The sequence below is a fragment of the Amphritea balenae genome (assembly GCF_003858655.1).
Taxonomy (GTDB): domain Bacteria; phylum Pseudomonadota; class Gammaproteobacteria; order Pseudomonadales; family Balneatricaceae; genus Amphritea; species Amphritea balenae.
In genome coordinates this window covers 351,833-376,358 of sequence record NZ_RQXV01000003.1, presented here as the reverse complement: position 1 = coordinate 376,358, position 24,526 = coordinate 351,833, and the positions used below count along the sequence as shown (strand labels likewise).

At 39.4% G+C, this 24,526-nt stretch carries 19 protein-coding genes; 17 read left to right on the top strand and 2 right to left on the bottom strand.

All coding sequences use genetic code 11. From position 1 onward, the window contains the following. Positions 1–2 precede the first annotated feature (2 nt). The 8 genes from EHS89_RS08300 to EHS89_RS08265 all read left to right on the top strand — a co-directional run bounded on the left by EHS89_RS08300 (position 3) and on the right by EHS89_RS08265 (position 9,800). Positions 3–1,136, top strand: coding sequence for a glycosyltransferase family 4 protein (locus EHS89_RS08300; protein ID WP_124925666.1), 1,134 nt, complete (start codon positions 3–5; stop codon positions 1,134–1,136). Then, positions 1,133–2,305 carry a glycosyltransferase family 4 protein gene (locus EHS89_RS08295; RefSeq protein WP_124925665.1) on the top strand — a complete coding sequence of 391 codons (1,173 nt, stop codon included), beginning with the start codon at positions 1,133–1,135 and terminating at the stop codon, positions 2,303–2,305. The genes EHS89_RS08300 and EHS89_RS08295 overlap by 4 nt, the downstream gene beginning before the upstream one ends. Then, on the top strand, positions 2,305–3,063 hold the full coding sequence (locus EHS89_RS08290; protein ID WP_124925664.1) for a WecB/TagA/CpsF family glycosyltransferase: 759 nt from the start codon (positions 2,305–2,307) through the stop codon (positions 3,061–3,063). Before EHS89_RS08295 ends, EHS89_RS08290 begins: the two co-directional genes overlap by 1 nt. A gap of 17 nt (positions 3,064–3,080) precedes the next feature. After that, a complete protein-coding gene (gene gmd, locus EHS89_RS08285; protein ID WP_124925663.1) occupies positions 3,081–4,205 on the top strand; it encodes a GDP-mannose 4,6-dehydratase in 1,125 nt (374 codons plus the stop codon). A gap of 188 nt (positions 4,206–4,393) precedes the next feature. Next, on the top strand, positions 4,394–5,356 hold the full coding sequence (gene fcl / locus EHS89_RS08280; RefSeq protein ID WP_124925662.1) for a GDP-L-fucose synthase: 963 nt from the start codon (positions 4,394–4,396) through the stop codon (positions 5,354–5,356). A 402-nt stretch (positions 5,357–5,758) separates the two neighbouring features. After that, positions 5,759–6,235 carry a GDP-mannose mannosyl hydrolase gene (locus EHS89_RS08275; protein WP_124925661.1) on the top strand — a complete coding sequence of 159 codons (477 nt, stop codon included), beginning with the start codon at positions 5,759–5,761 and terminating at the stop codon, positions 6,233–6,235. Beyond that, entirely contained in the window at positions 6,232–7,767 is a 1,536-nt protein-coding gene (locus tag EHS89_RS08270; protein ID WP_124925660.1) for a mannose-1-phosphate guanylyltransferase/mannose-6-phosphate isomerase, read from the top strand. Before EHS89_RS08275 ends, EHS89_RS08270 begins: the two co-directional genes overlap by 4 nt. A gap of 98 nt (positions 7,768–7,865) precedes the next feature. After that, positions 7,866–9,800 (top strand): acyltransferase family protein, encoded by a 1,935-nt coding sequence (locus tag EHS89_RS08265; RefSeq protein ID WP_124925659.1) that lies wholly within the window; start codon positions 7,866–7,868, stop codon positions 9,798–9,800. A gap of 378 nt (positions 9,801–10,178) precedes the next feature. Here EHS89_RS08265 and EHS89_RS08260 read toward each other — a convergent pair whose 3' ends face one another. After that, on the bottom strand, positions 10,179–11,324 hold the full coding sequence (locus EHS89_RS08260; RefSeq protein WP_124925658.1) for an acyltransferase family protein: 1,146 nt from the start codon (positions 11,322–11,324) through the stop codon (positions 10,179–10,181). 1,193 nt (positions 11,325–12,517) lie between these two features. On the opposite strand from EHS89_RS08260, the gene EHS89_RS08255 reads away from it, so the two are divergent. After that, positions 12,518–13,873, top strand: coding sequence for an MBL fold metallo-hydrolase RNA specificity domain-containing protein (locus tag EHS89_RS08255; RefSeq protein WP_124925657.1), 1,356 nt, complete (start codon positions 12,518–12,520; stop codon positions 13,871–13,873). A 284-nt stretch (positions 13,874–14,157) separates the two neighbouring features. On the opposite strand, the gene EHS89_RS08250 is transcribed toward EHS89_RS08255, so the two are convergent. Then, positions 14,158–14,664 (bottom strand): hypothetical protein, encoded by a 507-nt coding sequence (locus tag EHS89_RS08250; protein WP_124925656.1) that lies wholly within the window; start codon positions 14,662–14,664, stop codon positions 14,158–14,160. Positions 14,665–14,894: 230 nt separating this feature from the next. Here EHS89_RS08250 and EHS89_RS08245 point away from each other — a divergent pair, with 230 nt between their 5' ends. From EHS89_RS08245 to EHS89_RS08210, 8 genes are read left to right on the top strand one after another with little or no spacing between them, the layout of a single operon-like run. Then, complete coding sequence (locus EHS89_RS08245; protein WP_124925655.1) at positions 14,895–16,331, top strand: undecaprenyl-phosphate glucose phosphotransferase; 1,437 nt, start codon at positions 14,895–14,897, stop codon at positions 16,329–16,331. Beyond that, the gene (locus EHS89_RS08240) at positions 16,332–17,240 is read left to right on the top strand and encodes a sulfotransferase family protein (RefSeq protein ID WP_124925654.1); all 909 of its coding nucleotides are present in this window, start codon (positions 16,332–16,334) and stop codon (positions 17,238–17,240) included. Positions 17,241–17,247: 7 nt separating this feature from the next. Continuing rightward, complete coding sequence (locus tag EHS89_RS08235) at positions 17,248–18,501, top strand: hypothetical protein (RefSeq protein WP_124925653.1); 1,254 nt, start codon at positions 17,248–17,250, stop codon at positions 18,499–18,501. Positions 18,502–18,503: 2 nt separating this feature from the next. Then, the gene (locus tag EHS89_RS08230) at positions 18,504–19,364 is read left to right on the top strand and encodes a hypothetical protein (RefSeq protein WP_124925652.1); all 861 of its coding nucleotides are present in this window, start codon (positions 18,504–18,506) and stop codon (positions 19,362–19,364) included. Continuing rightward, positions 19,354–20,562, top strand: a complete 1,209-nt coding sequence (locus EHS89_RS08225; protein ID WP_170167448.1) for a glycosyltransferase family 4 protein — start codon at positions 19,354–19,356, stop codon at positions 20,560–20,562. The genes EHS89_RS08230 and EHS89_RS08225 overlap by 11 nt, the downstream gene beginning before the upstream one ends. Beyond that, positions 20,553–21,680 carry a glycosyltransferase family 4 protein gene (locus tag EHS89_RS08220; protein WP_124925650.1) on the top strand — a complete coding sequence of 376 codons (1,128 nt, stop codon included), beginning with the start codon at positions 20,553–20,555 and terminating at the stop codon, positions 21,678–21,680. The genes EHS89_RS08225 and EHS89_RS08220 overlap by 10 nt, the downstream gene beginning before the upstream one ends. A 1-nt stretch (position 21,681) precedes the next feature. Further along, entirely contained in the window at positions 21,682–23,190 is a 1,509-nt protein-coding gene (locus tag EHS89_RS08215; protein ID WP_124925649.1) for a mannose-1-phosphate guanylyltransferase/mannose-6-phosphate isomerase, read from the top strand. Positions 23,191–23,202: 12 nt separating this feature from the next. Beyond that, positions 23,203–24,507 carry an oligosaccharide flippase family protein gene (locus EHS89_RS08210; RefSeq protein ID WP_124925648.1) on the top strand — a complete coding sequence of 435 codons (1,305 nt, stop codon included), beginning with the start codon at positions 23,203–23,205 and terminating at the stop codon, positions 24,505–24,507. Positions 24,508–24,526 lie beyond the last annotated feature (19 nt).

Sequence of the window (24,526 nt, the reverse complement as noted above, 5' to 3'; positions counted from 1 at the left end):
GTATGCGAGTAATTATATTGCAAAGGGTTTTGCCTCATTATAGAGTTCCATTCTTCGATTTATTATATAAGCTTTTGAAAGATGAAGGCGTAGAGCTTTTTGTGATTTATGGTCAAGAGTGCCCTGGTTCTGTGCCAGCGAGTTGTGAATATACTAGAGATTGGTCATTAAAAATTGATAATAAATATTTTAGTTTTTTCGGAAAAGAAATTGTTTATCAACCAGTCTTTCATTTGTTAAGTACTTCAGATCTAGTGATAGTAGAGCAGGCAAATAGGTTAGTTTTAAACTATTTGTTGCTTGTTTTAAGGCGTCTAACCAAACTGAAAGTTGCTTTTTGGGGGCATGGAAAAAATTTCCAGTCTTATAATTCAGATGATTTTTTTGAGAAAATTAAACGGTTTTATTCTTCTGAAGTGGATTGGTGGTTTTCATATACAAATAGTGGTGTTTCAATTATCAAAAGTTTGGGGTTTCCTGAATCGAAAATTACTTGTGTAGATAATAGTATAGATGTTTCTGAGCTTAAATTAAGTTCAAGAAACGTAGAGCTAAATGATGTTTTAGAAATTAAGAAAACTCTAGGTATTATCTCAAATAATGTGGCTGTCTATTGTGGTGGGATGTATTCTGAAAAGAAAATTAATTTCCTTCTTGAATCTTGTGATCTCGTGAGGAAGGAAATATCAGACTTTGAGGTTTTGTTTATAGGAGACGGCCCTGATTCAAAGGATGTTATAAACTACACAGTCAATCGGTCATGGGCGCATTTTATAGGACCTAAAGTTGGTGTCGATAGAGTCCCATATTTTAAAATTAGTAAAATTCTTCTAATGCCTGGTCTTGTAGGATTAGCAGTATTAGATAGCTTTGCTTTCGAAGTCCCAATGATTACAACAAATATACCAATACATAGTCCTGAGTTTGATTATTTGGATAATAATGTTAATGGGATTGTAACAGAATTTGATGTTCATTTATACTCAAAAAAAGTTATTGAATTATTTAAAGATGATTCTCTTTTAATTGCTTTGAAAGAAGGCTGTAGGTCTTCTGCTTCTAATTATAGTGTTGAAAATATGGCTTCAAATTTTCATTTTGGTGTTTTGAAAGCTGTTTCTGGAGTTTTTCAATGAAAATTATTTTTTTGCATAATTATTATCAGATTGGCGGTGGTGAAGATTTTGTTCTAGAAAATGAACGTGACATCCTTGTTAAAAATGGTAAGGTTGTCGAGTTGGTTTATGTTGATAATGACTCTATAGTAGGTTTTTTCAGTAAGATTAGGGTGGCCCTGGGGACTATTTTTTCTATAAAACAATACTATAGAATTAAACGTAAGTTGTTGAGAAGTAAGCCTAGCGTTGTTCACGTTCATAATTATTTTCCAATTTTTTCTCCATCAATATTTTATTCCTGCTCTAAGGTTAAGTGCCCAGTTGTTCATACGCTTCATAATTATCGTGCTGTCTGCCCTAGTTCATTGTTGATGCATGATGGTCAGATTAACGAAACTAGTATACTTAACTCTTCATGGTGGGCTGTTAAATCAAAAGTTTATCGTAATTCTTTTTTAGGGAGCTTCATTCTTTTTGTGATGGTAGAATTTCATAAGTTTTTTCAGACTTGGAATAACCACGTTGATTTATACATCGTTTTAACAGAGTTTTCAAAAAAGAAATATATTGAAGCTGGTTGGCCTGAAAACAAAATATGTATAAAGCCAAATTTTATTGAAGATCCTTTTTTTGGTGTTACTAGTGTACCTAAAAAAGGGGGCTATGCGTTATATGTGGGGAGGCTTAGTGAAGAGAAAGGTCTAAGTCTACTGCTATCTGCTTGGGAACAAGTTGATGCTTCACTAAAAATCATTGGAGATGGGCCACTTAAAGAACAACTGGAATCCAATGTCACAAAAGGTGTCGAGTATTTAGGGCGTAAAGATAAAGAAGATGTTTTTGAGTTGGTTCGTAATGCAGATTTCATTCTAATGCCTTCTACTTGGTACGAAGGCTTCCCAATGGTATTAGTAGAGGCTTTTGCTTGTGGAACTCCAGCAGTTGTTTCTCGACTGGGTAGCATGGAAGAGATTGTAGAGGATGGTCTTACTGGTTTGCATTTTGAGCCAGGTAACTTAGATGACCTTGCTAATAAAGCTCAATGGATGATTGAACACCCTGAAGAGACTCGTCGAATGGGTGAAAGTTCACGTCAAGAATATTTAGATAAATACACTCCTGAAAAAAATTACGAAATGTTAATGGATATTTATCAACAGGCTATAGCTGAGGCTAAGGTTAAATAATGGAAGATCGTCGTACAATTATAAATATGGATGTTGATGTTGTTAATATTCAGAAATCTATAGATAGGGTTTTAGGTTTAGCCCAGTCAGATCGTGGTGCTTACGTCTGCGTCTCTAATGTCCATATGTGTATGGAAGTATTTGATTCATCGGAGTTTAGATCAGTTGTTAATGATGCTGATCTTATTATACCTGATGGACGACCTATTTCGTGGGCACAATTTTTTTTAGGGTCTTCTGTAGCCCGTCAGGTACGTGGTCAGGACATAATGAATGAGCTGTGTAGGCTCAGTTCTGAGAAATCTATACGAATTGGTCTTTATGGCGGCGCAAATAATGATGTCCTTGAGGAAGTAAAAGCTGCTTTATCTATGAGTTACCCTGGTATTGAGATTGTTTATTCATACTCACCACCGTTTCGTTCACTAACGACTGAAGAAGACAATGCTGTTGTAGATGAAATTAATATGACTGGTGTTGATGTTCTTTTTGTTGGTATCGGTTGTCCTAAACAAGAGCGTTGGATGGCGGAGCATAAAGATCGACTTAATTGTGTCATGCTTGGTGTTGGTGCTGCTTACGACTTTATCTCAGGCAGTAAGAAACATGCCCCCCGCTGGATGCAAAGAATTGGCTTAGAATGGTTGTTCAGACTTTTTAGTGAGCCTAAGCGTCTTTGGAAGCGATACCTTATACAAAATCCACGATTTATTTATTACTTCTTGCAACAGTGGTTGTTTGGTAAAAAATTTAACTGACTAGAAAGGATAATCTAATGTCTAACAAAGTAGCACTCATTACCGGCGTTACCGGTCAGGACGGCTCGTACCTTGCTGAATTCCTGTTAGAAAAAGGCTATGAAGTGCATGGCATTAAGCGCCGTGCATCTTCTTTTAATACCGAGCGGGTTGACCATATTTATAAGGATTCACACGAAGAAAATGTTAAATTTCACCTACACTATGGTGATCTATCTGATACTTCGAACCTAACCCGTATTATTCAACAAGTTCAACCGGACGAGGTTTATAACCTGGGTGCACAGTCTCACGTAGCGGTTTCTTTTGAGTCGCCTGAATACACTGCAGATGTTGATGCTATCGGTACCTTGCGCTTATTAGAAGCGATCCGCTTTTTAGGCCTGGAAAAGAAAACTAAATTTTATCAGGCGTCAACTTCTGAGCTATTTGGAGAAGTACAGGAAACACCTCAGCGCGAAACTACACCTTTCTATCCGCGTTCGCCTTATGCCGCGGCTAAGATGTATGCCTACTGGATTACTGTTAACTACCGTGAGTCTTACGGTATGTATGCCTGTAACGGTATTTTGTTTAACCATGAATCGCCACGCCGTGGTGAAACCTTTGTTACCCGTAAAATCACCCGGGCAGTCTCTAATATTGCGCAAGGTATTGAGAATTGTTTGTACCTGGGCAACATGGATGCGCTACGTGACTGGGGTCATGCGAAAGACTATGTACGTATGCAGTGGATGATGCTGCAACAAGATAATCCAGAAGATTTCGTTATCGCCACCGGTAAGCAGATTTCCGTCCGTGAGTTTGTGCGTATGTCGGCTGCTGAGGTGGGTGTTACTCTTGATTTCAGAGGCGAAGGCGTTGATGAATACGCGGTTGTCACTAAGGTTGAAGGCGACGATGCTCCAGCTGTTAAAGAAGGTGATGTGATTGTACGGGTTGATCCTAAGTATTTCCGCCCAGCTGAAGTAGAGACGCTGTTGGGTGATCCGACCAAGGCCAAAGAAAAACTGGGCTGGACTCCGGAAATTACCGTCGAAGAGATGTGTGCTGAAATGGTCCAGAACGATCTTAAGCAAGCTAAGCAACACGCCTTGCTTAAAGAACACGGTTATGACGTTAGCGTTGCTCTTGAGCGTTAAAAACCGAACGCTTCGCTTGTCCGATCAGCGCTCTGCGCTATGTCCGATGCAGCTACGCTGCGTGTCCGATAGTCGCAAAGCGACTGTCCGCTTTTTCGGACTTCGGACAAGCAACGCGTTCGGACTAGTGAAACGATCGGACACTGCGCGTTAGCGCTATTCGATTTTTTGTTATTTTTGGAACAAAAATGAAACAAAAAATATTTGTTGCGGGCCATAACGGGATGGTTGGGTCTGCTATTTGTCGTCAGTTGGCGGCGGATGATTCGGTTGAAGTTGTGACGGCTAGCCGGCAGGAACTGGATTTGTTGTCACAGCAGGATGTGCTGGCATTTTTTGCTGAGCATAAGTTCGATCAGGTGTATCTGGCTGCTGCTAAAGTGGGTGGAATCTGGGCGAATAATGAGTACCCGGCTGAGTTTATCTATCAGAACCTGACCATTCAGAATAATGTGATTCACGGGGCATATGAGTCAGGTGTTAAGCATTTGTTGTTCCTGGGATCGTCCTGTATCTATCCTAAACTGGCGGAACAGCCGATGCAGGAAAGTGAGTTGTTGACCGGTGTGCTTGAGCCAACTAACGAGCCTTATGCTATCGCTAAGATTGCCGGTATTAAGATGTGTGAATCTTATAACCGTCAGTATGGTGTTGATTACCGCAGCGTGATGCCGACTAACCTGTATGGCGAAAACGATAACTTCCACCCGGAAAACTCCCATGTTATTCCGGCGCTGATGCGTCGCTTCCATGAGGCGAAGCTAGCCAATGATGCCGAGGTAGTCGTCTGGGGTACCGGTAAGCCAATGCGTGAGTTTTTACATGTGGATGATATGGCCGCCGCTTCTGTGTTTGTCATGAACGCTGATAAAGCGGTTTATGAAGCCAATACCGAAACCATGCTATCGCACCTGAATGTGGGTACCGGTGAAGACTGCACCATCGCAGAGATGGCCCTGACCATGGCGGATGTGGTGGGCTTTAAAGGCGAAGTAGTATTTGATTCGACTAAACCTGACGGAACACCACGGAAACTGATGGACGTGAGCAAACTGAATGCACTGGGCTGGAAACACTCGATCAGCCTGCGCGAAGGTCTTGCCATGACTTACGATTGGTTCCTGCAACATCAGGATGATTTTCGCGGTTAAAAACGAAAGATAAGAGCTAAAGAGTTGTTTACCACAGTACCCAAGGGGCATGCCAAGGACACAGAGACCACAGAGAAGATCAAAAGCGAAGGGATTTCTGGCTAGAATTAATAGCCTAATGCTAAAGGGTCACCAGTTGAGGTGTTTGTTATGTTTTTCTTTCCTTTCCTCGGTGTTCTCTGTGGTGAGAAGGCTTGTAAGATTTTACGGTTCAGGTGCGTAAGAGCGGTTAACCACGGTACCTAAAGGCATGCTAAGGACACAGAGTACACGGAGAAGATCAAAGGCAGACTTCGTGGGTAAGAGCTTAAGGTAATAGTGTTTTTATCATGTTTGAGGCTTTCCCTCCGTGGCCTCTGTGTCCTCTGTGGTGCAAAAAGTTTTTAAGGGTTTTTACATAAAATGAGCCGTTTGTTATCGAAGGAACAGTTTAAGACCGTAGTCGAGTCTACGCCGTTGATCTCTTTAGATCTGGTGGTACGAGATCAACAAGGTAAGGTGTTGCTGGGCAAGCGGCTTAATCGCCCTGCGAAGGGGTATTGGTTTGTGCCCGGTGGTCGGGTGTTGAAGAATGAAGCCCTGGCCGATGCGTTTCAGCGGCTAACCCTTAATGAGCTAGGTCAGTCTTATACTATTGATCAGGCCCGTTATTTAGGTCTGTATGAACATTTTTATGAAGATGCGGCGGTGTGTGAGTTAGTCTCGACACATTATGTTGTTAACGCATTTTTAATCAATCTTGGGGACACAATAAGGTCGTTACCCGAAGAACAACATAGTGAATATCGCTGGCTCAGAGAGGCTGAGCTGTTAGAGGCGGATGATGTGCATCTGCACTCGAAGTGGTATTTCATGAATGGAAAAGGATATTCGAAATGATCCCTGTAATTATGGCCGGCGGTTCCGGTACCCGGCTCTGGCCTCTTTCACGTACCCAGTATCCGAAGCAATTTCTGCCTTTAAATGCAGAAAAGACCATGCTGCAGGAAACGGTTGCCCGCCTGAAACAGGTCGATATTGTTGATGTTATCTGTAACGAAGAACATCGCTTTCTGGCGGCGGAGCAGATGCGTCAGATCGGGCAAAACTGTTCGGTGTTACTTGAGCCTGTGGGGCGAAATACAGCGCCGGCGATTGCCTTAGCTGCGCTTAAGGCTGATGCTAAACGAATCGATGCCAAAAACACCGATGCCGATAGATCGGCGTCCGAGGTCCGATCGCTTCGCTTGTCCGAAGGGGCAAAAGATCAAGATCAGAGCGAGATTTTGTTGGTGTTGGCGGCGGATCATGTGATTGAGGATGTCGCGGCGTTTCGTGATGCGGTGGCCATTGCGGAGCCGTTAGCGGCGGCGGGTAAGATGGTAACTTTTGGCATAGTGCCGACTCATGCTGAAACAGGCTACGGTTATATCCGTAGTTCAAAGTCGGAAGATCTAAAGCAAAGCCATTTTACAGTTCAGGAGTTTGTTGAAAAGCCGGATGTTGTGACGGCTGAGGCTTATGTGGATTCTGGGGATTATTACTGGAACAGCGGGATGTTTATGTTCCGGGCGGATCGTTATTTAGAAGAACTAGGTAAGTTTCGACCAGACATTCTAGAAGCTTGTCAGGCTGCGATGGCTGGTACCGTTGCTGATATGGATTTTGTACGTGTCGATGAGACAGCTTTTTCGGCTTGCCCGGATGAGTCGATTGATTATGCTGTTATGGAGCCGTTGTGCGCTGAAGGCTCTTTATCCGCTGAAGGCTCTGACTCTCAAGATAGCTCTGACAGTGTGGTTGTCGTGCCGCTTGATGCGGGTTGGAGTGATGTGGGCAGTTGGTCTGCGTTGTGGGAGATTAAAGATAAAGATGCCAACAATAATGTCGCCGTTGGCGATACCATTCTTGAAGATACCACTAACAGCTTTGTTTATGCCGGAGACCGCCTGGTAACGACACTGGGTGTGGATGATCTGGTAATTGTGGATACCAAAGATGCTCTTCTTGTTGCCCGTAAAGACCGGGTGCAGGATGTTAAGAAGATCGTCAACCAGATTAAAGCGGCTGAGCGTAATGAGCATTTTCAGCATCGTGTAGTTTATCGTCCCTGGGGTAAGTATGATTCTATTGATAACGGTGAGCGTTACCAGGCAAAACGTATTACGGTAAATCCAGGGGCTAAGCTATCGTTACAAAAACACCATCATCGAGCGGAGCACTGGGTTGTTGTATCTGGTACTGCCAATGTACGCCGCGGTGACGATACTATGCTTGTATCAGAGAATGAATCGGTTTATATCCCTATCGGTGAAATTCATTCCCTTGAAAACCCCGGCAAGATCCCACTGGAGCTTATCGAAGTTCAGTCCGGCTCCTATCTGGGTGAAGATGATATCGTTAGGTTGGAAGATCAGTACGGGCGTGTTTAATATTTTTTATGAAAAATTGAACTAAAATAAATTGATTTTAATGAGTTGTGTGTGCAGTGTAATTACCAATAAATAGTCTTAAGTAAAAAAGGTTTGCTTTGTTTAGAAAAGATATAAATGGACTTAGAGCTGTGGCTGTTATTGCTGTAGTTGTGTTTCACTTTAATCAGAACTGGCTATCTGGTGGTTTTGCAGGTGTTGATGTCTTTTTTGTTATCTCTGGTTATTTAATGACAGGAATAGTTATTAATGGGGTACGAGAGAAAACCTTCTCATTAACTGATTTTTATATGGCTAGAGCTAATAGAATTGTTCCGGCTTTAGCTATAATGTGCTTTGTTTTATTTGTGTTTGGATGGATATATTTTCCACCTCTTCAATATGAAACGATAAGTAAACATATACTAGGTTCTATATCATTTTTTTCGAATTTTTTATATTGGAGTGAGGCAGGTTATTTTGATAGATCTTCTCATGGTAAATGGCTTCTTCATACATGGTCTTTATCTGTTGAGTGGCAATTTTACTTGCTTTATCCAGCTTTTATTCTATTTATTAATAGGTTTCTTGGTTTTCAGTCAATAAAGATTTTTGTTCTTATTGTATTTGCTTTTTCCTTCATTGTTTCTAGTGTTGCGTCACATTATTGGCCTAGTTCGGCTTATTATCTATTGCCTACTCGTGCGTGGGAAATGTTGATGGGCGGTCTAGCTTATTTGTTTCCACTTACTATGAAGGAAAAAAGTAAGTGCTACTTTCAGCTTCTTGGTATGTTAATTATCTTTATATCATTTTATATTTTCTCGAAAAGTAGCACTTGGCCAGGATACCTTGCAATGCTTCCTGTTTTTGGAACGTTCTTGGTTGTTCTGTCGAATAGAGAAAGTAATATTCTTTTAAATAATGTTGCCGTCCAGTTAATAGGGAAGTGCTCATACTCTATATATCTTTGGCATTGGCCGATAGTTGTACTGTTCTACACCGCAGGTTTAGATGACGTGTTTTATATTTTCCTAGGGTTTGGATTAGCTTTTCTTTTAGGTTTTCTATCATATTTTTATGTTGAAAGCAAAATAAAACATAATAAGAAAGCGACTTTTAGTGGCCTTTTTACTACCACTCCAGTTGTTATGGCCTTCTTCGTGGTAGTTATCAGTGTGATCACATTTTTTGAGTCAGGCTTGTTTTCAAGGCCGACAATAAGCACAGAGCTATCGAATGTTCTATCTAAAGTTAAGGCGAGCCCTTATAGGCTAAAATGCAATAGTGACAAAAATTATAACGCTAGTACGAAGGGCGAGTGCAAGTATTTTCATGAAGATATATCTTGGGCTACTCTTGGAGATAGCCACACTATTGAATTAGCATACGCTTTGGCAAAAAAATTAGATTCTAAAAATAGAGGAGTTGCACATTATAGCTATTCTGCTTGCATCCCTTCTTATAATAAAGGAAAAGATTTTAGTGACTGTGCTTCATGGACAAATCAATCTTATTCGAAAATTATAAATAATAAGTCTATTGAAAATGTTTTGATTAATTATAGGTATTCGTACGCATTGTTTGGAGAAGGTAGCAACTCATCTGATGGTGGGCAGGAGTATTCTGAAGGTCGAAGAAGATTAATTATTGAATCTCTTGATGAGTTGATTTTAGATCTTTCAAAAGTAAAAAAATACGTCTTTGTGCTTAAGCCGATTCCTGAGCTTGAGTTTTCTGTGTATGATTTGTTGGGGCGGAATAATATACTGGGTGGATCTGTTAATAATGTTTTCGGTGTTGGTCTTTCAGATTATTATAATCGTAATTCTTATGTTTTGGATCACTTTGAAAAAACGGTTTATCCAAAAAATGTATTTTTTATAGATCCTGTAAAATCTTTTTGTGATTTAGATGTATGTTATGCAGTTAAAAATGGTGTACCGCTTTACTTTGACGATGATCATCCTTCTCTGCGGGGGGCTGAGTTACTAATTAATGAGGTAATTAAAACTAAGTTATTAATGGAGAAAACTGTAATTGGATTACAGTGAACCTTTAAATTAGAATTTGTAAAAAAGATCATTTATTTATAACTTATAAATTTAATGCTATGGTTTGGATGTTTTGCTGTTTTTTTTGTTTATAGTTGCTTGTGAAGATAATGCTCTACTAATGTCTTTGTTGTTTTTAATTGAATAATCTTGCGTGCTGTATTTAGATAGTTGATTGGCTTTTTCTAAGATGAATGATGTTTATAAATAATATTAAAACCTATTCTAAATTTTTTTTGATAGATCAATGTAGAATGTTTAATTATAATAAAAATTGACTCCGTGTTTATGAGGTTCGTTTTATGGCTTAATTTCATGTGTGTTAAAAATTAATTTGCCTTCTTAATTGGTAGTGTGAATTTTTTTGATTGTAATGAGTTATTTAAAGTTAATAAGGGCTCTGTTTCTTTTTATTGAATTTATGATTTTTGAGCCAGTATCTATGAAAGGTTTCTCGATATACTTCATTGTTAGTGTCGCAAAAAATGTAGTAAGTAATATTGTTAATGAAAATGTTAAAAATAGAAGTAGTGAAGGGTTTGCATCTACTTTTATTAGTAACTCTCTAATGATATCTAGCGTGAAAAAATGTAAAAGATAAATTGAATATGATTTTTTTCCTATCTCAATTAAAAAGTTTTTACCCCAAAAATTTATGTTTTTAATTTTTGATATTCTTATAATAAATATTCCAAATGCTATTGATGAGAGGATTGGGTATATGGCTCCATCAATTGTAGTATTGAATTGTTGTAGGTTTTGCATCAATGCGGATGTGGCTATTAATACTAAGGCTAACACCATTGATCCACTCGCTAGAGGCTTGTCCCTATAGAAATAAAAAATCATACCAATAAGGAAAACGCCATACATATTAAAAAATGAGGCGTAAATGAATGAAAAGCCATCATTTGTAATATTACTACTAAGAGATAGTGGGGTTAATTCGTTATATATACTATATTGTATACAAATTCCAGTAGTTATAAGGAGTGCAGAGTATGCTAAAAACTTCTCTTGGCCAATGAGTTTATAGAGTCTATAGAGGAGAGGGAATAGTAAGTAAAAGGTCATTTCTACAGAAATGCTCCACCCTCCTGGTACTATATTGTTGAAATTTTCTGGATTAAACCCATGAATGAATAATATGTTTTCAATTACGTATAAATAACTATAGCTAATTTCACTAGTTAACCCAAGCGTATTGATTTTAAATACACTCCACAGATAATAAAAGACTATACCAAAGTAGAATAATGGGGCTATTCTAAAAAAACGTCGTAAGTAGAAGTAGGATATAGATATTTCATTTCGATTTTCCATGGATAAGCATAAAGTGTAGGCTGATGCTATAAAAAAAAGTTGAACACCTAGTTGACCATAATTCGATATTGCTGAAAGTATATATGGTAGATCTTCAATTTTTTGGTAGCTATGAACTGCAATAACTCCTAAAATGGCTAGTGCCCTTGCCAGATCGATAAAATCATACTTTTCTACGGTGCTTTTATTTAAAGAATGCATTTGAGTTTTTCTGCTTTTTATGGTAAGTCTTTGGCTTTCAAATATTAGTATTTACATTGTATTGCTTGTGTGGCTAATTTAAAAGAGAAAAGTGAGATATTGGAAGTGATTAATTGACTATTATTAAGACGAAAAAATACAAAATATGCGCTAATCCTATGTGGTACTGTCTTTTCTTTAAAGAAGCTTTGATATTTTATTTGTTATCCAGTGTTTTTATAGAATTAGATTTTATCACATTGATGCTTCTGTGAAGCCTACTCACTTGAGAAACATAGAAAGATTATCTTTGATTTTATTTACTAGTGTTTTGATTTTTAAGATTAAAGAATTATTCCGTTGGATACTTCCTACAGAACGATTTTACCAAGTCTTACTGGATTAAATCTGAACACTTGGTCTGTCTGATGCAGCTTAGTAGCGTCCGATTACGATCGCGTTAATTGTCCGATCATAAATTTTGAGGTCAGATTGTTACACTTGTACGAGAGCTGCTATTGCCCGATGTGGCTTTGCCGCGTCCGAAAAACCGGAAAAGATAAGAGCGAAAAAATAAGAACGGTTTACCACAGTACCCAAGGGGCATGCCAAGGGCACCGAGCACACTGAGAAGAACGTTAAGAGCCGAGCGTTTCACTAGTCCGGTATAAGAGCCGATCGTTTTACTAGTCCGATTGTTGATTCGCAACTAGTCCGAGCGCTGCGCTTGTCCGATGCGGCTACGCCGCGTCTGAAAAACCGGAAAAGATAAGAGCGAAAAAATAAGAACGGTTTGCCACAGTGCCCAAGGGGCATGCCAAGGGCACCGAGCACACAGAGAAGAACAAGTAATTATAGTTTTAATCTTTTTTCCTTGTTCTTTGTGTTCTTAGCATGCATCTGGGTACTGTAGTGAAAATTATTTTGAACTTAATCAATCCTGGCCATGTAGCGTAGCTTAATCTTTCAATTCTTTGACTCCGTGTACTCTGTGTTCTCAGTGGTGAAAATGCTTTTGAACTTAATTAATCACGGACAAGTTGCGTAGCAACGTTCGGACGTGACGAAGTCACATCGGTCGCTACGAAGTAGTATCGGACTTCGGTATATTGCGGACAAGTTGCGTAGCTACGTTCGGACAAATGAAATGATCGGACGCGGTGAGCCGTATCGGACAAGCGAAGCGTTTGGTTTTTAAGAGCAGGGAGGTTCTTATGGTTTCTATTCTTCATCATGGTGCGGTTACGGGTGTTACTGGCTCGTGTCATGAACTGTTACTTGATTCTGGGGCCGGGGTGCTTATCGATTGTGGCATGTTTCAGGGGGCTGAATCAGTGGCACTGGAAGATGGTGAATCGCCTATCGATTTCCCGATCGATCATATCAAAGCGCTGTATATAACCCACTGTCACATTGATCATGTCGGACGATTACCCTGGCTACTTGCTGCGGGTTTTGAGGGGCCGATTTATGCATCTGAAGCCACTGCTAAGTTGTTGCCGTTGGTTATTGAGGATGCGATCAAGATAGGCATTACTCGTAATAGTCGTCTGATTAAGAAAGTATTACAGCGGTTAAAGCAACAGCTCATTGCTATCCCCTATAAAGAATGGGGGCGCGTTGATTTTGATGATTCGCTACAATTTCGTTTTAAGCCTGCTGGTCATATTCTGGGCTCTGCCTATATTGAGCTTAAATACAATAATGAGATTACGTTGTTCTCTGGCGATCTGGGCGCACCTTATACGCCATTACTACCTTCGCCCAAGTCACCCTGGCGGGCAGATCGGTTAATAATCGAGAGTACCTATGGTGACCGGTTACATGAGAACCGCCGAACCAGAAAGTTAGCACTTGAAAAGATTGTTGACCACAGTTTTAGAAATGCCGGGACTGTTCTGATTCCTGCGTTCAGTATTGGTCGTACCCAGGAACTACTCTATGAGCTTGAAAGTATTATCCACAAGCGTCAGGGGAGCGATTGGGATTCTGTGGACATTATTGTTGATTCGCCGTTGGCCGCAAAATTTACTGAACATTATATTGCACTGCAAGGGCTCTGGGATGCAGAGGCTAGCAGAAAGAAAAACGCTGGCAGACACCCTCTGAGTTTTGATCAGTTGATTACTGTTGAATCACACCGGGATCATATGAAACTGGTTAATTATCTGAAAAGCAGTGGCCGGGCGGCAATTGTGATAGCGGCAAGCGGTATGTGTAGCGGTGGCCGGATCCAGAATTACCTGAAAGCGTTGCTGGATGATGTTCGAACTGATGTACTTTTTGTGGGTTATCAGGCAAGTGGTACGCCGGGGCGGGATATACAAAAGTACGGAGAGAAGGGCGGCTATGTTTATCTTGATGGCGAACGTATAGATATACGGGCCGGGGTGCATACGATTAGCGGGTATTCAGCGCATGCTGATCAGAAAGACCTGGTCAATTTCGTTAAACGGATGCGACACAAACCAAAAGAGATCCGCATAGTGCATGGCAGCGAAAGGGCGAAACTAAAACTCCGGGAGCTGTTGGAAGAGGTCGTGCCTGAGGCCGAGATTGTTATTCCCTAAAAATCGAAGTTCGATCTTAAATACCGAAGTCCGATTGTTGCTTCGCAACTAGTCCGAACGCTGCGCTTGTCCGATGCGGCTTCGCCGCGTCCGAAAAAGTGGAAGAGCGGAAGATAAAAGCATTACAACAATATATGAGTCTCTTTTCTGTGGTGAGAATGTCTTTAACGGTTATTTCGGACAAGTTGCGTAGCAACATTCGGACGCAGCGTAGCTGCATCGGATGCCTGATCTTCAGGCATTGGACCTCGGTATTTAAATCGGACAAGCGAGGCGGTCAGTTGTTAACTGGGGCTTATGTTTCCACCTCCTCCGCCACCAGTATTGTTACCAAAGGGGGATGGTGTAAAGTTCTGACCAGCTGGTGCAGGAGGAGCACCCGCCGCTGCTGGAGGTAAGAGTGCTGCAGGGTCAATTCCATTATTGATGGCAATCTGAATAAGTTGTTCTAACGATAGACCCTCCTCGAGACCCGACTGTCCGATCATTTGCAATGATTCCGTATCATCTGAATAATTGACTACAGCTGCGCTTATGATTGACTCAAGGCTTCCTGCTGTACAGACAATAAATTTATTATCAAGGGCAGGATCAGGAATGGCTTTTGAGTCACAGTTTGTCAAAATCTGATCAAGAATTGTCTCTAGTGATGTCTGACTACTAACTGCATTCTGAATGATGCTGGTGAGGGGTAATCCTGCACTGAGGTCCGTTTGAATAGTTGCCTGAGCCTGGTTAACCGATAATAACAATCCAGTTGTTACCATAGCCCCATAACGTAGTAGGTGCATATCCTTTGCTCCTTGTGCTCCTGCACATAAATAAATCCTTTACAAGAGTTTAGCAACGCAACCTATAAAAAGTAAACATTGATATATGTCAGCCTCAGAGTTAAGCTTTAATGGCTTTGTAAGACATCTGCAAACAGAGGATTCTCTGTGTAAATATCTTACAAATGATTGATGGGTTTTAGAAAGAAACCGTTACATCACAAGAACAATGGACTGTTCGGAATTACTCAATGGATGCGAGTGTAAGACTGCCTGATACGCTTAGTCGTAAGCGTAGGCTATTAAATAATCATGAGTCACTGATTTTCTGGATCCAGCGTTTTGCGGATTCGCTAATTATTTGTGGCTGTCTGTTTGCCTTTACCTTTATAAAACTAGGTAACCTTCCTTCCCATTACCGCTTGTTAGCGGTGATTGCGGTACTTTGTGTCTGGATTATTTATCGTCGTGAAGGCGTTTATCGCCAGTCCGTGGGCTTTATGAAAAGCTCGTTTCGATTGCTGGTCGCGTGGTTCCAGGTTCTGTTAGTACTGGGGCTGGTAGGGTTTTTAACCAAAAGCAGCGAAAGTTTTTCCCGTGAGGTTCTGTTTGAATGGGCTGTAGTAGGTTATGCACTTCAGCTGTTAAGTCATACCCTCCTCGGCCTCATATATAAACGCTATATCGAGCTATTCTCACATGAAATTCCAGCCCTGGTCGTTGGAACGGGAGCGCTTGCAAATAACCTGATACAGAATCTTAACTCTAACCAATGGTTAGCAGACAGGGTGGTGGGGCTTGTGCAAGCTGACGATTATCCCGTGGCCGAAAGTGAGAAAAATGAAATGTCACTGCCGTTGTTAGGTGGTGTGCAGTCTCTGAGGCAGTTAATAAAAGAAAGAAATGTGCGCAGGGTATACATTGCATTAGCGGTTTCAGAGTCTGAACAGATAGAAGCTCTGCATATTGATCTGCTGGATATGAATGTCGATGTGATCTGGGTACCAGATATCTTTGGCCTGAGCTTACTTAATCATTCAATTCGAGAGGTTGCAGGCATGCCGCTAATCTCATTGAACGAAAGCCCGCTGACATCCAGCCCATCTTCAATAGTATTGAAAAACCTTATGGATAAAGCACTCGCGTTTCTCGCAATAATTGCGTTAAGCCCTTTAATGCTGGTTGTGGCCATATTGATTAAAAAATCATCCCCCGGTCCCATTTTCTTTAAGCAAGATCGTCACGGTTGGGATGGAAAGATTATTAAAGTGTGGAAGTTTCGTAGTATGAAAATGCATGAGGGGGCAGAGGTAAAGCAGGCAACCAAAGGCGATAGTAGAGTAACAAAGGTTGGGGCTTTTATACGGCGGACCTCAATCGATGAATTGCCACAGTTCTTTAATGTACTTCAGGGGACTATGTCTCTGGTTGGTCCACGACCCCATGCTGTAGCCCATAACAATTATTACTCAGGTAAGGTGAATGCCTACTTATTAAGACACAGGATTAAGCCTGGAATTACAGGATTGGCGCAGATCAGTGGTTGCCGGGGTGAAACAGAAACGCTGGATAAAATGGAAAAAAGGGTTGAGTTTGATCTCGCATATATCAATAACTGGTCATTAACTCTAGATATTAAAATTCTTATTAAAACACCAATTTCTTTATTTTCTAAGGATATATACTGAGTGAATAATATTGAAAAAGTGTTTTTGGTAGGCGCTGCAAAGGCTGGTACTACAACGGTTGAAAGTGTTCTGTCTTCAAATGCATCTATATCAAAATCCTTGATAAAAGAACCAAATTATTATTGTAAAGATCTTCATGCTCAATTTATGACCTCAAAATATAATAATTTAAAGGTTTTAGAGTCAGTGGCTGATTATGAAGAAGTGCATAGTCATGCGGCTATTGTTAAAGATGAATTTATTTATGAGCAATTATTTAGTCAAGGGGATATAAGGTTAGATGCGTCTACTAATTACTTATACTCATTAGAAGCGGCTAGTGAGATTTATAAGGATGATCCAGATGCAAAAATAATAATTATTCTGAGAGATCCAATTAAACGGGCGTATTCACATTGGCTTATGGATAGAAGGATAGGATTCAGAGTTCAAGGGTTTTATGAAGAGATTGAGAAAGAATATGATGATATAGCTAACGTCAACTTTAGTAATAGTCCGCTCTATGTATCAAGATCATTATATTTTGAACAAGTAAAAAGATATATGGAGTTATTTAACCATGATAATGTTCTAGTCGTCTTTTTTGAGGACCTGTTTAGTGATAAGAAAGAAGATGTAATGAGTGATATCTACTCATTTGTTGGGTTGAAGTATAAGGCAGTATTTCTGGAAAAGAAGAATGCAGCACAAGTGCCACGTTTTAAATTTTTAAATACTTTTCTTCAGACTAGTGGGGTAAAGGTTTTCTTGAGAACAGTGCTAGGCTCAAATGTTAAAAATCATATAAAGAGAGTGGTGTATAAGGAAAATGATGAGAAGCTGAATACTGAACTTGTTAGAAAGGATATTTTAATTACATTGAAAGACGATTACTTGAAAACTAAAGAGTTGTTGGAAGGTAAAGGTTAGATTTCTAATGAATAGGTTCTTTAAAAATACACCTATTATATGCGTGATATTCCTTCCGTTTTTTGGGTTGGAGTTTTCAAGGTTTTATTTTGAAATTGTGAAAGGCGAGTGGTGGTATTTTCTAAGTTCTGAGCGAAGCTTGTTTTTAAGTTTAGGCTTAGTTTTTTCGTTATTATATGTTGTTGTGAATCAGGAATTTAAAAGGTTCTTGCTAAAGCCAGTAGATTTTTTATTGCTGCTTTATGGAGGGCTGTTTGCCTTATCACTTATAGTGTCAATTCTATCTGAAGGTGTAGATATAATATTAGTAAAGCAGGTGTTTATTCTCATAATAATTATGGCTTCATACCTATACGGAAGATCTGTTGAGCTAGTGTTTGATAAAAGAGCGCTGTTAAAGGTGTCGCTCTGTATTGTATTGGTAAATGTTTTTTTATCTCTTGCCGGAGCGTATTCAGGATCTTCATCTATTTTACTATCTGTATTGATAATGATATCTGTTATTTGTTTTGAAAGAAGTTTTCTGTATTGCTTTTTTTTCGTGTCATTTCTGGCAATGTTTATTATGGCTGTAGAGGACATAAATAGAACCTTTATGCTTTGGTTCTCTTTGTTTTTATTAGTAAATTTCTATTTCAGATTTAAGAGCATTGTTTTAAAGTTTGTATGCCCATTCCTTGTCATATTAGTTATATTTACATGGGCTTTCGTTGATGTCTCAGGTAATGAAATTATTGACGATGACAGCTCAAAGACGTTGAGCAGAGTAAATTCGGTTTTATTTATGATCAGCGGTGGGGAAATGGAGGGGAACGTTTCTCTAAATGATAGAGAATACGAAAATAATAGTGTTAAAGATAAGTTTCATAATGAAGCTTCTGTACTTAATTATATCTTTGGTTTAGGGGCGTCAGCTAGATATGATGTTTATCTTTCAAAAAAAGTTATATATGAAAATCATAATGTACATGTAGGTATCTATTCTGAATATTTAAAAAGAGGCGGTGTGGGTCTTTTAGTTTTGATATTGATTAATCTTATTGTTATATGTAGGGCGGTATTAGATCGTGACTATTTATATAATAAAAATGACATTGGAATATTTTTCTTATTTTGGTTTTATGTTTTATCGGTTGTTTATTGGTTTACATGGTCAGCAATGTTCTTTACATATATGTTAAATTGGATTTATATAGGTCTTAAATTGTCAGGAAGACGAAGCGAAAACTATCGTCATAACCTAGTTGTGAAGTGGAGATAGTAATGATTTTGGTGACAGGATGTCCGAGAAGTGGAACGACTCCTTTAGGGTATATATTTGATAAATATTTAGATTATTCAGTTTTGCATGAGCCGTTTAATTATCATACCGGGATTGAACAAGTAAATAGTTATTTTCAGTTTAAGGATGTCCCCAACTCAACTTTAAACAATGAATTGATTAGTTTATTGATACGCCTGGCCAATGATGACGTTATTGTTAAAGATGGTATATTTCCAGGTGATGACTTGTTACGTAGATGTGCCAAAAGAGTTTTTGGTGCACGAACAAAAAGAAGCTTAAACAATTTTAAAGGTCTTAATCGTGTTGTAAAGGACCCGTTTTTATCGTTGTCTCTTAAATCCGCTACAGTTTTTTTTGATCATGTATATATAACAGTTCGACCTCCAATTGGAATAATGAATAGTTTTAAAAGGTATAACTGGATCTTTCCTGAAGTGTTTCCACATGATGGGTGTGAGTATTTGGAAGGGTTTAGTTTATCAGAATATACAATGCAGCCTGAATTTTATGCGCTCTATATTCAATACCTTATTTATAATTCATTTGAAGATCTAAAATCAGATTTGTTTACGGTTGTGGATACATCTAAGCTAGCTGGTGCAACAGAAGATGATTTAAAAAAAGTTTTTAATCATTTGAATTTAGATTCATATGCGAGCCTTAAGTGTAATCTTGATCAGATGTATGAATCAAAATCTAGAGGTGTATTTTCTGGAATTCATAATCATCAGCGTGGAAAAGATGCATTAAAGGCATCTTATAAAATGGTTGATGTTCCTAAAAACTGCGAAGCTTTGTATAAAGAAGTCTACAGGTTGTATGATTTATATGCTAAATGATTATGATTATATTGTTATTACAGATCATGGCTATATTAATGGTGGTCTTGCCAAAGTTGTAGTTTCTCAAATTTTAGAACTATCTATAGGAAGAAATAAGAAGATTTTACTTGTAACAGGTTCTAAAAAATTAGCTCCTGAGTTAAGTAATAATAATGTTGACCATCTAGTCATCGGCAAAGGAGACTATTTAACGAGGAGTAATAGCGTCGATGGTGCTCTTAATGGAATATTTGACCTGTCTGTGGCGCTTAAGTTACGTAAGATTTTAAAAGCATGTATAACTGATGATACTAAAGTACTTGTTCATGGCTGGAGTAAATCGTTATCACCATCAATATTCCTATCGTTAAGATCTTATACGGATAGAACCTTTTATTGGAATCATGACTATTTTATGCATTGTCCGAATGGTGGTTTTTTTGACTATAAAATAAAAAAGTCATGTAAGGAAAGTGCGGTTTCATTTAGGTGTCTTGTGCGCAATTGCGATTCTCGAAGTTATCTTATAAAAGTTTGGCGTATTCTCAGGTTTTTTGCTTTTAGATTAGCTCGTGGGAAATGTTCAGAAATAGCGGTGACAAACGCTAGTTTGAATGTGATTAATGAGTTTTCATACTTTGAATCCATTTCTGTTATTAATAATCCAATTGATTTGATAAAAAAAGACAGGATTCATTCTGAAAAAAATGATTATGTTGTCGTTGTGGGTAGACCTTCACCTGAAAAAGGCGTTGCAGAGTTACTTGAATTGCTGTCAAAGATAGACTTCAGAAGAAAAATAGTTGTCATCGGGGCTGAAGAATCAGATTTTGGTAATAAAAAATTACAAAATCTAAATCTGGAATGTTGTGGTTGGCTTGGACGGCATGATGTAGAAAAGATCATGGCTAAGGCTCGGTATCTTTTTTTTCCGAGTCTATGGTATGAGACTCAAGGCCTTGTTGTAACTGAAGCAATTGCTATGGGAGTACCGGTTATATGCGCTAATGTTAATTGTGGTATGGAAGCTTTAGGGAAATACAAAGCAGGGATGCTATATGACCCATATGAACTGGACTCGTTGTCTGAGACGATCAAATTATTTGAAAGTAATGACAATGTGAAGAGTTGCAGTGAACGTGGATACAGATTGTATTGGAGTATGCCTGAAAATATAAACCGACACGTTGATCAGGTAGTTAAAATATGTCAGTAAATTTAGGTCAAAAAGTTGCAATCGTTCATGATTGGTTTGTCGATAGTGGTGGTGCCGAAAAAGTTGTAAGTGAATTGCTTTCAATTTTTCCTGACGCCGATGTTTTTTCCACTGTAGATTATTTGACTGATAAACAACGAGATGAAATCGTTAATGGGAAAAAAATAAATACAACGTTCATTCAAAAATTACCACTGTCTAAATCATACAAGAAATATTTTACTCTTATGCCAATGGCAATGGCTTCTTTTGACTTATCTGAATATGATTTAATTCTATCAAGCAGTTCATCCGTGGCTAAAGGTGTTATAACAGGTGCTGATCAGGTACACATTTGCTATTGCCATTCACCTATGAGGTATGCCTGGGATTTACAGGAAGAATATCTTAGATCAGCACACAAAGAAAAAGGTTTTCTATCCTTTATTTATAGACATTTATTACACAAGATGCGGATGTGGGACGTCACCAGTTCTTTCAATGTTGATTTTTTCATAGCTAACTCAACGTACATTAGCAGACGTATTAAGAAAGTTTATAAACGTGATGCTGAGGTTATCTACCCGAATGTCAATGTTGATGATTTTAACGTAGTCAATAAAAAAAGTGACTATTATTTTACATGTTCAAGGCTTGTACCCTATAAACGAATTGATCTTATTGTTGAAGCGTTTAGTGAAATGAAAGATAAAAAGCTCATAGTCGTTGGTGATGGCCCAGAAATGGAAAAAATTAGTGAGTTAGCAACATCGAATGTTGAACTTTTCGGCTATCAAGAGTTTGAGAAGATGCGAGAATTAATGGCTAATGCAAAAGCATTTGTTTTTGCTGCGGAAGAGGATTTCGGGATAGTTCCTGTTGAGGCACAAGCCTGCGGTACACCTGTTATAGCTTTTGGCAAAGGTGGCGCGTTGGAGACTGTAGACGATGGTGTTACAGGTGTGTTTTTTGATCAGCAATCAGTGCCTTCACTATGTGACGCGGTATTGAGATTTGAAAACTGTTCTGAACAGTTTGATGCTAACGTTATTCGTACCCATGCGGAAAAATTTTGTACTAGTCGCTTTCGTAAACAAATTAAAGAGTATGTTTACTCGAAAACCAGGGTGGGTGCCTAAAATGATTTCACCAGTAATTCTATGTGGTGGTTCGGGGACTCGACTTTGGCCACTGTCCCGTACTCAATACCCTAAGCAGTTTTTACCACTTAATGGTGAAACCACAATGCTACAGGATACGGTTAAGCGCTTGGGAGACGTCGATTCGGTTAGCTTGATCTGTAATGAGGATCATCGTTTTTTGGCTGCAGAACAAATGCGGCAGTTAGGTGTGCAATGTTCTGTTTTTCTTGAGCCTGTAGGGCGGAATACTGCTCCTGCTGTGGCTTTGGCTGCGTTGCACGCCGATGCCAATAAATTGGCGTCTGGAGGTGAAAAGCAGAAGTCCGATGCCAACGAGCTTGAGAGTGAGATTCTGTTGGTGTTGGCGGCGGATCATGTGATTAAAGATGAAGAAGCGTTTCGTCGAGCGATTGATAAGGCGCTGCCGCTGGCTGCTCAGGGTAAGATGGTTACTTTTGGGATTGTTCCTCAACATCCTGAAACAGGTTATGGATATATCAAGGCCGAAGGGGCGGATTTCCAAAAAGGCGAAGAGCAAGAGTATTACAACGTAGCTGCGTTTGTAGAGAAACCGGATAGGGTTACCGCTGAGTCATATTTGGCAGAGGGGGGATACTACTGGAACAGTGGAATGTTTATGTTCCGTGCTGATCGTTATCTGGAAGAGTTACAAAAGTATCGGCCCGATATTATCGAGGCTTGCGAAAAGGCGATGGCTGATACGGCTAAAGATATGGACTTTATCAGGGTTAATGCTGAGGCTTTTGAAACTTGTCCTGATGAGTCTATCGATTATGCAGTGATGGAGCCGCTGTGTGCTGAGGGCTCCCTTTTAGCAGGGGGGGCTGACTCTCGTGGTAGCTCTGGCAGTGTAGTTGTGATTCCGTTGGATGTCGGCTGGAGTGATGTGGGCAGCTGGTCTGCACTGTGGGAAATAAAAGAGAAAGACGCCAATAATAACGTTCTCGAAGGTGATGTTATTATTGAAGATACAATGAACAGTTTTGTTTATGGTTGTGACCGCCTGGTAACCACACTTGGGGTGGATGACCTGGTAATAGTGGATACCAAAGATGCACTGTTGGTGGCTCGTAAAGACCGGGTACAAGATATTAAAAAAATAGTGTCTGGTATTAAGAATGCGGCCAGATCAGAGCATTTTCAACATCGCGAGGTCTACCGGCCCTGGGGTAAGTATGACTCAATTGATAGTGGTGGTCGCTATCAAGTTAAGCGTATAACGGTCAACCCAGGTGCTAAATTATCACTGCAAAAGCACCATCACCGAGCTGAACACTGGGTTGTTGTGTTGGGTACCGCGAAAGTTCGTCGTGGCGAAGAATCAATGCTTATTTCTGAAAATGAGTCCATCTATATCCCGATTGGGGATATCCACTCTCTGGAAAACCCTGGCAAAATACCGCTTGAGTTGATTGAAGTTCAATCAGGATCGTACCTTGGTGAAGATGATATTATTCGAATAGAGGATGAATATGGTCGTGCATAAGGAAATGCAAGATTGTCTCTAACAATTATGATGAAGCTCAGTGGGCGGCGAGAGTTACTGATTCAAACAATTATTAGTTTCTTTTGCCGTGCTCTGGCTGCTATTGCAGCACTTATCACAAGCCTGGTCATAGGACGTCAGCTAGGAGCTGAGGGTGCCGGTTTGTACTTTCTTGCTTTCAGCATTGTATCTTTTGTGTCGGCTTTTTCCCGGTTAGGACTCGATAATACTATCGTTCGATTTTGTGGTGCGGCACTGCCTGAAAGGAACTGGGGGATCATTAGAACGACAGTTTACAAAGCCATTTTAATTAGTTCATTAGTAAGTTTCAGCCTGGCTATAGTTTTGTATTATAGTGCGGATTTATTGGCTGAAAGTCTGTTTCAAAAATCAGAACTTGGTGCCGTTCTTAAGCTGATTTCGCCAGGTATTGTTGGATTGAGTGTATTAACACTTATTTCCATGGCACTGCAAGGCACCAGGCGCATACCTGCTTCTATTTTAATTCAGACTATTGTCGTGAATTTAGTGTTGGCCATTGGACTATACATTTATTCTGTATCAAGCCCTGAAAGTGCGGCATTAGCATATAGTATTACAACAGTACTAACCGTTATTTTTGGTTGTTATCTATTTTTTAGTAATTTGGAAAGGGGTTCACAAGTTGTTAGCTGGCAAGCATTATTTAAAAGCTGCATGCCATTATGGATAGTGGTTATCATGCAACAAACTGTCCAATGGTCCGGACAGTTTATCGCGGGTAGTTTTGTCTCAACAGAAGAAGTTGCGCAATTAGCAGTAGCGCAAAGAACTGCTTTGCTTGTCAGTTTTGTTTTAATGGCAGTAAATATGGTTGTTGCGCCAAGATACGCTGCCATGTTTAAGCAAGCAAAGATGGCTGAATTGGAAGATATGGCCATCACATCTACACGAATAATGATATTTTTGTCGATACCTGTTGTAACGATTATGGTTGTTATTCCAGATTACATCATGGGTCTATTTGGTGAAGGATTTAGCGGAGGAGCCAGCCTGCTACAGATTCTTGCAGTTAGCCAGTTTGTTAATGTGATGACTGGCTCTGTAGCTTATTTGCTTACAATGTCAGGGCATGAAAAAGAGCTAAGAAATACTGCACTTATCTCTGGTCCCGTAGCCATAGTACTAGGCCTGGTTTTAACTCCAATATATGGTGTTACTGGTGCTGCAATAGCAACCGCTATCGCTATTTCTACACAAAATATTATGGCCATGTGGTTGGTTAATAAACGACTTGGTTTTAACACAATGGCTATATGGAAAAAAACTAATTGTTAATTACGTAAAATTTATTTTA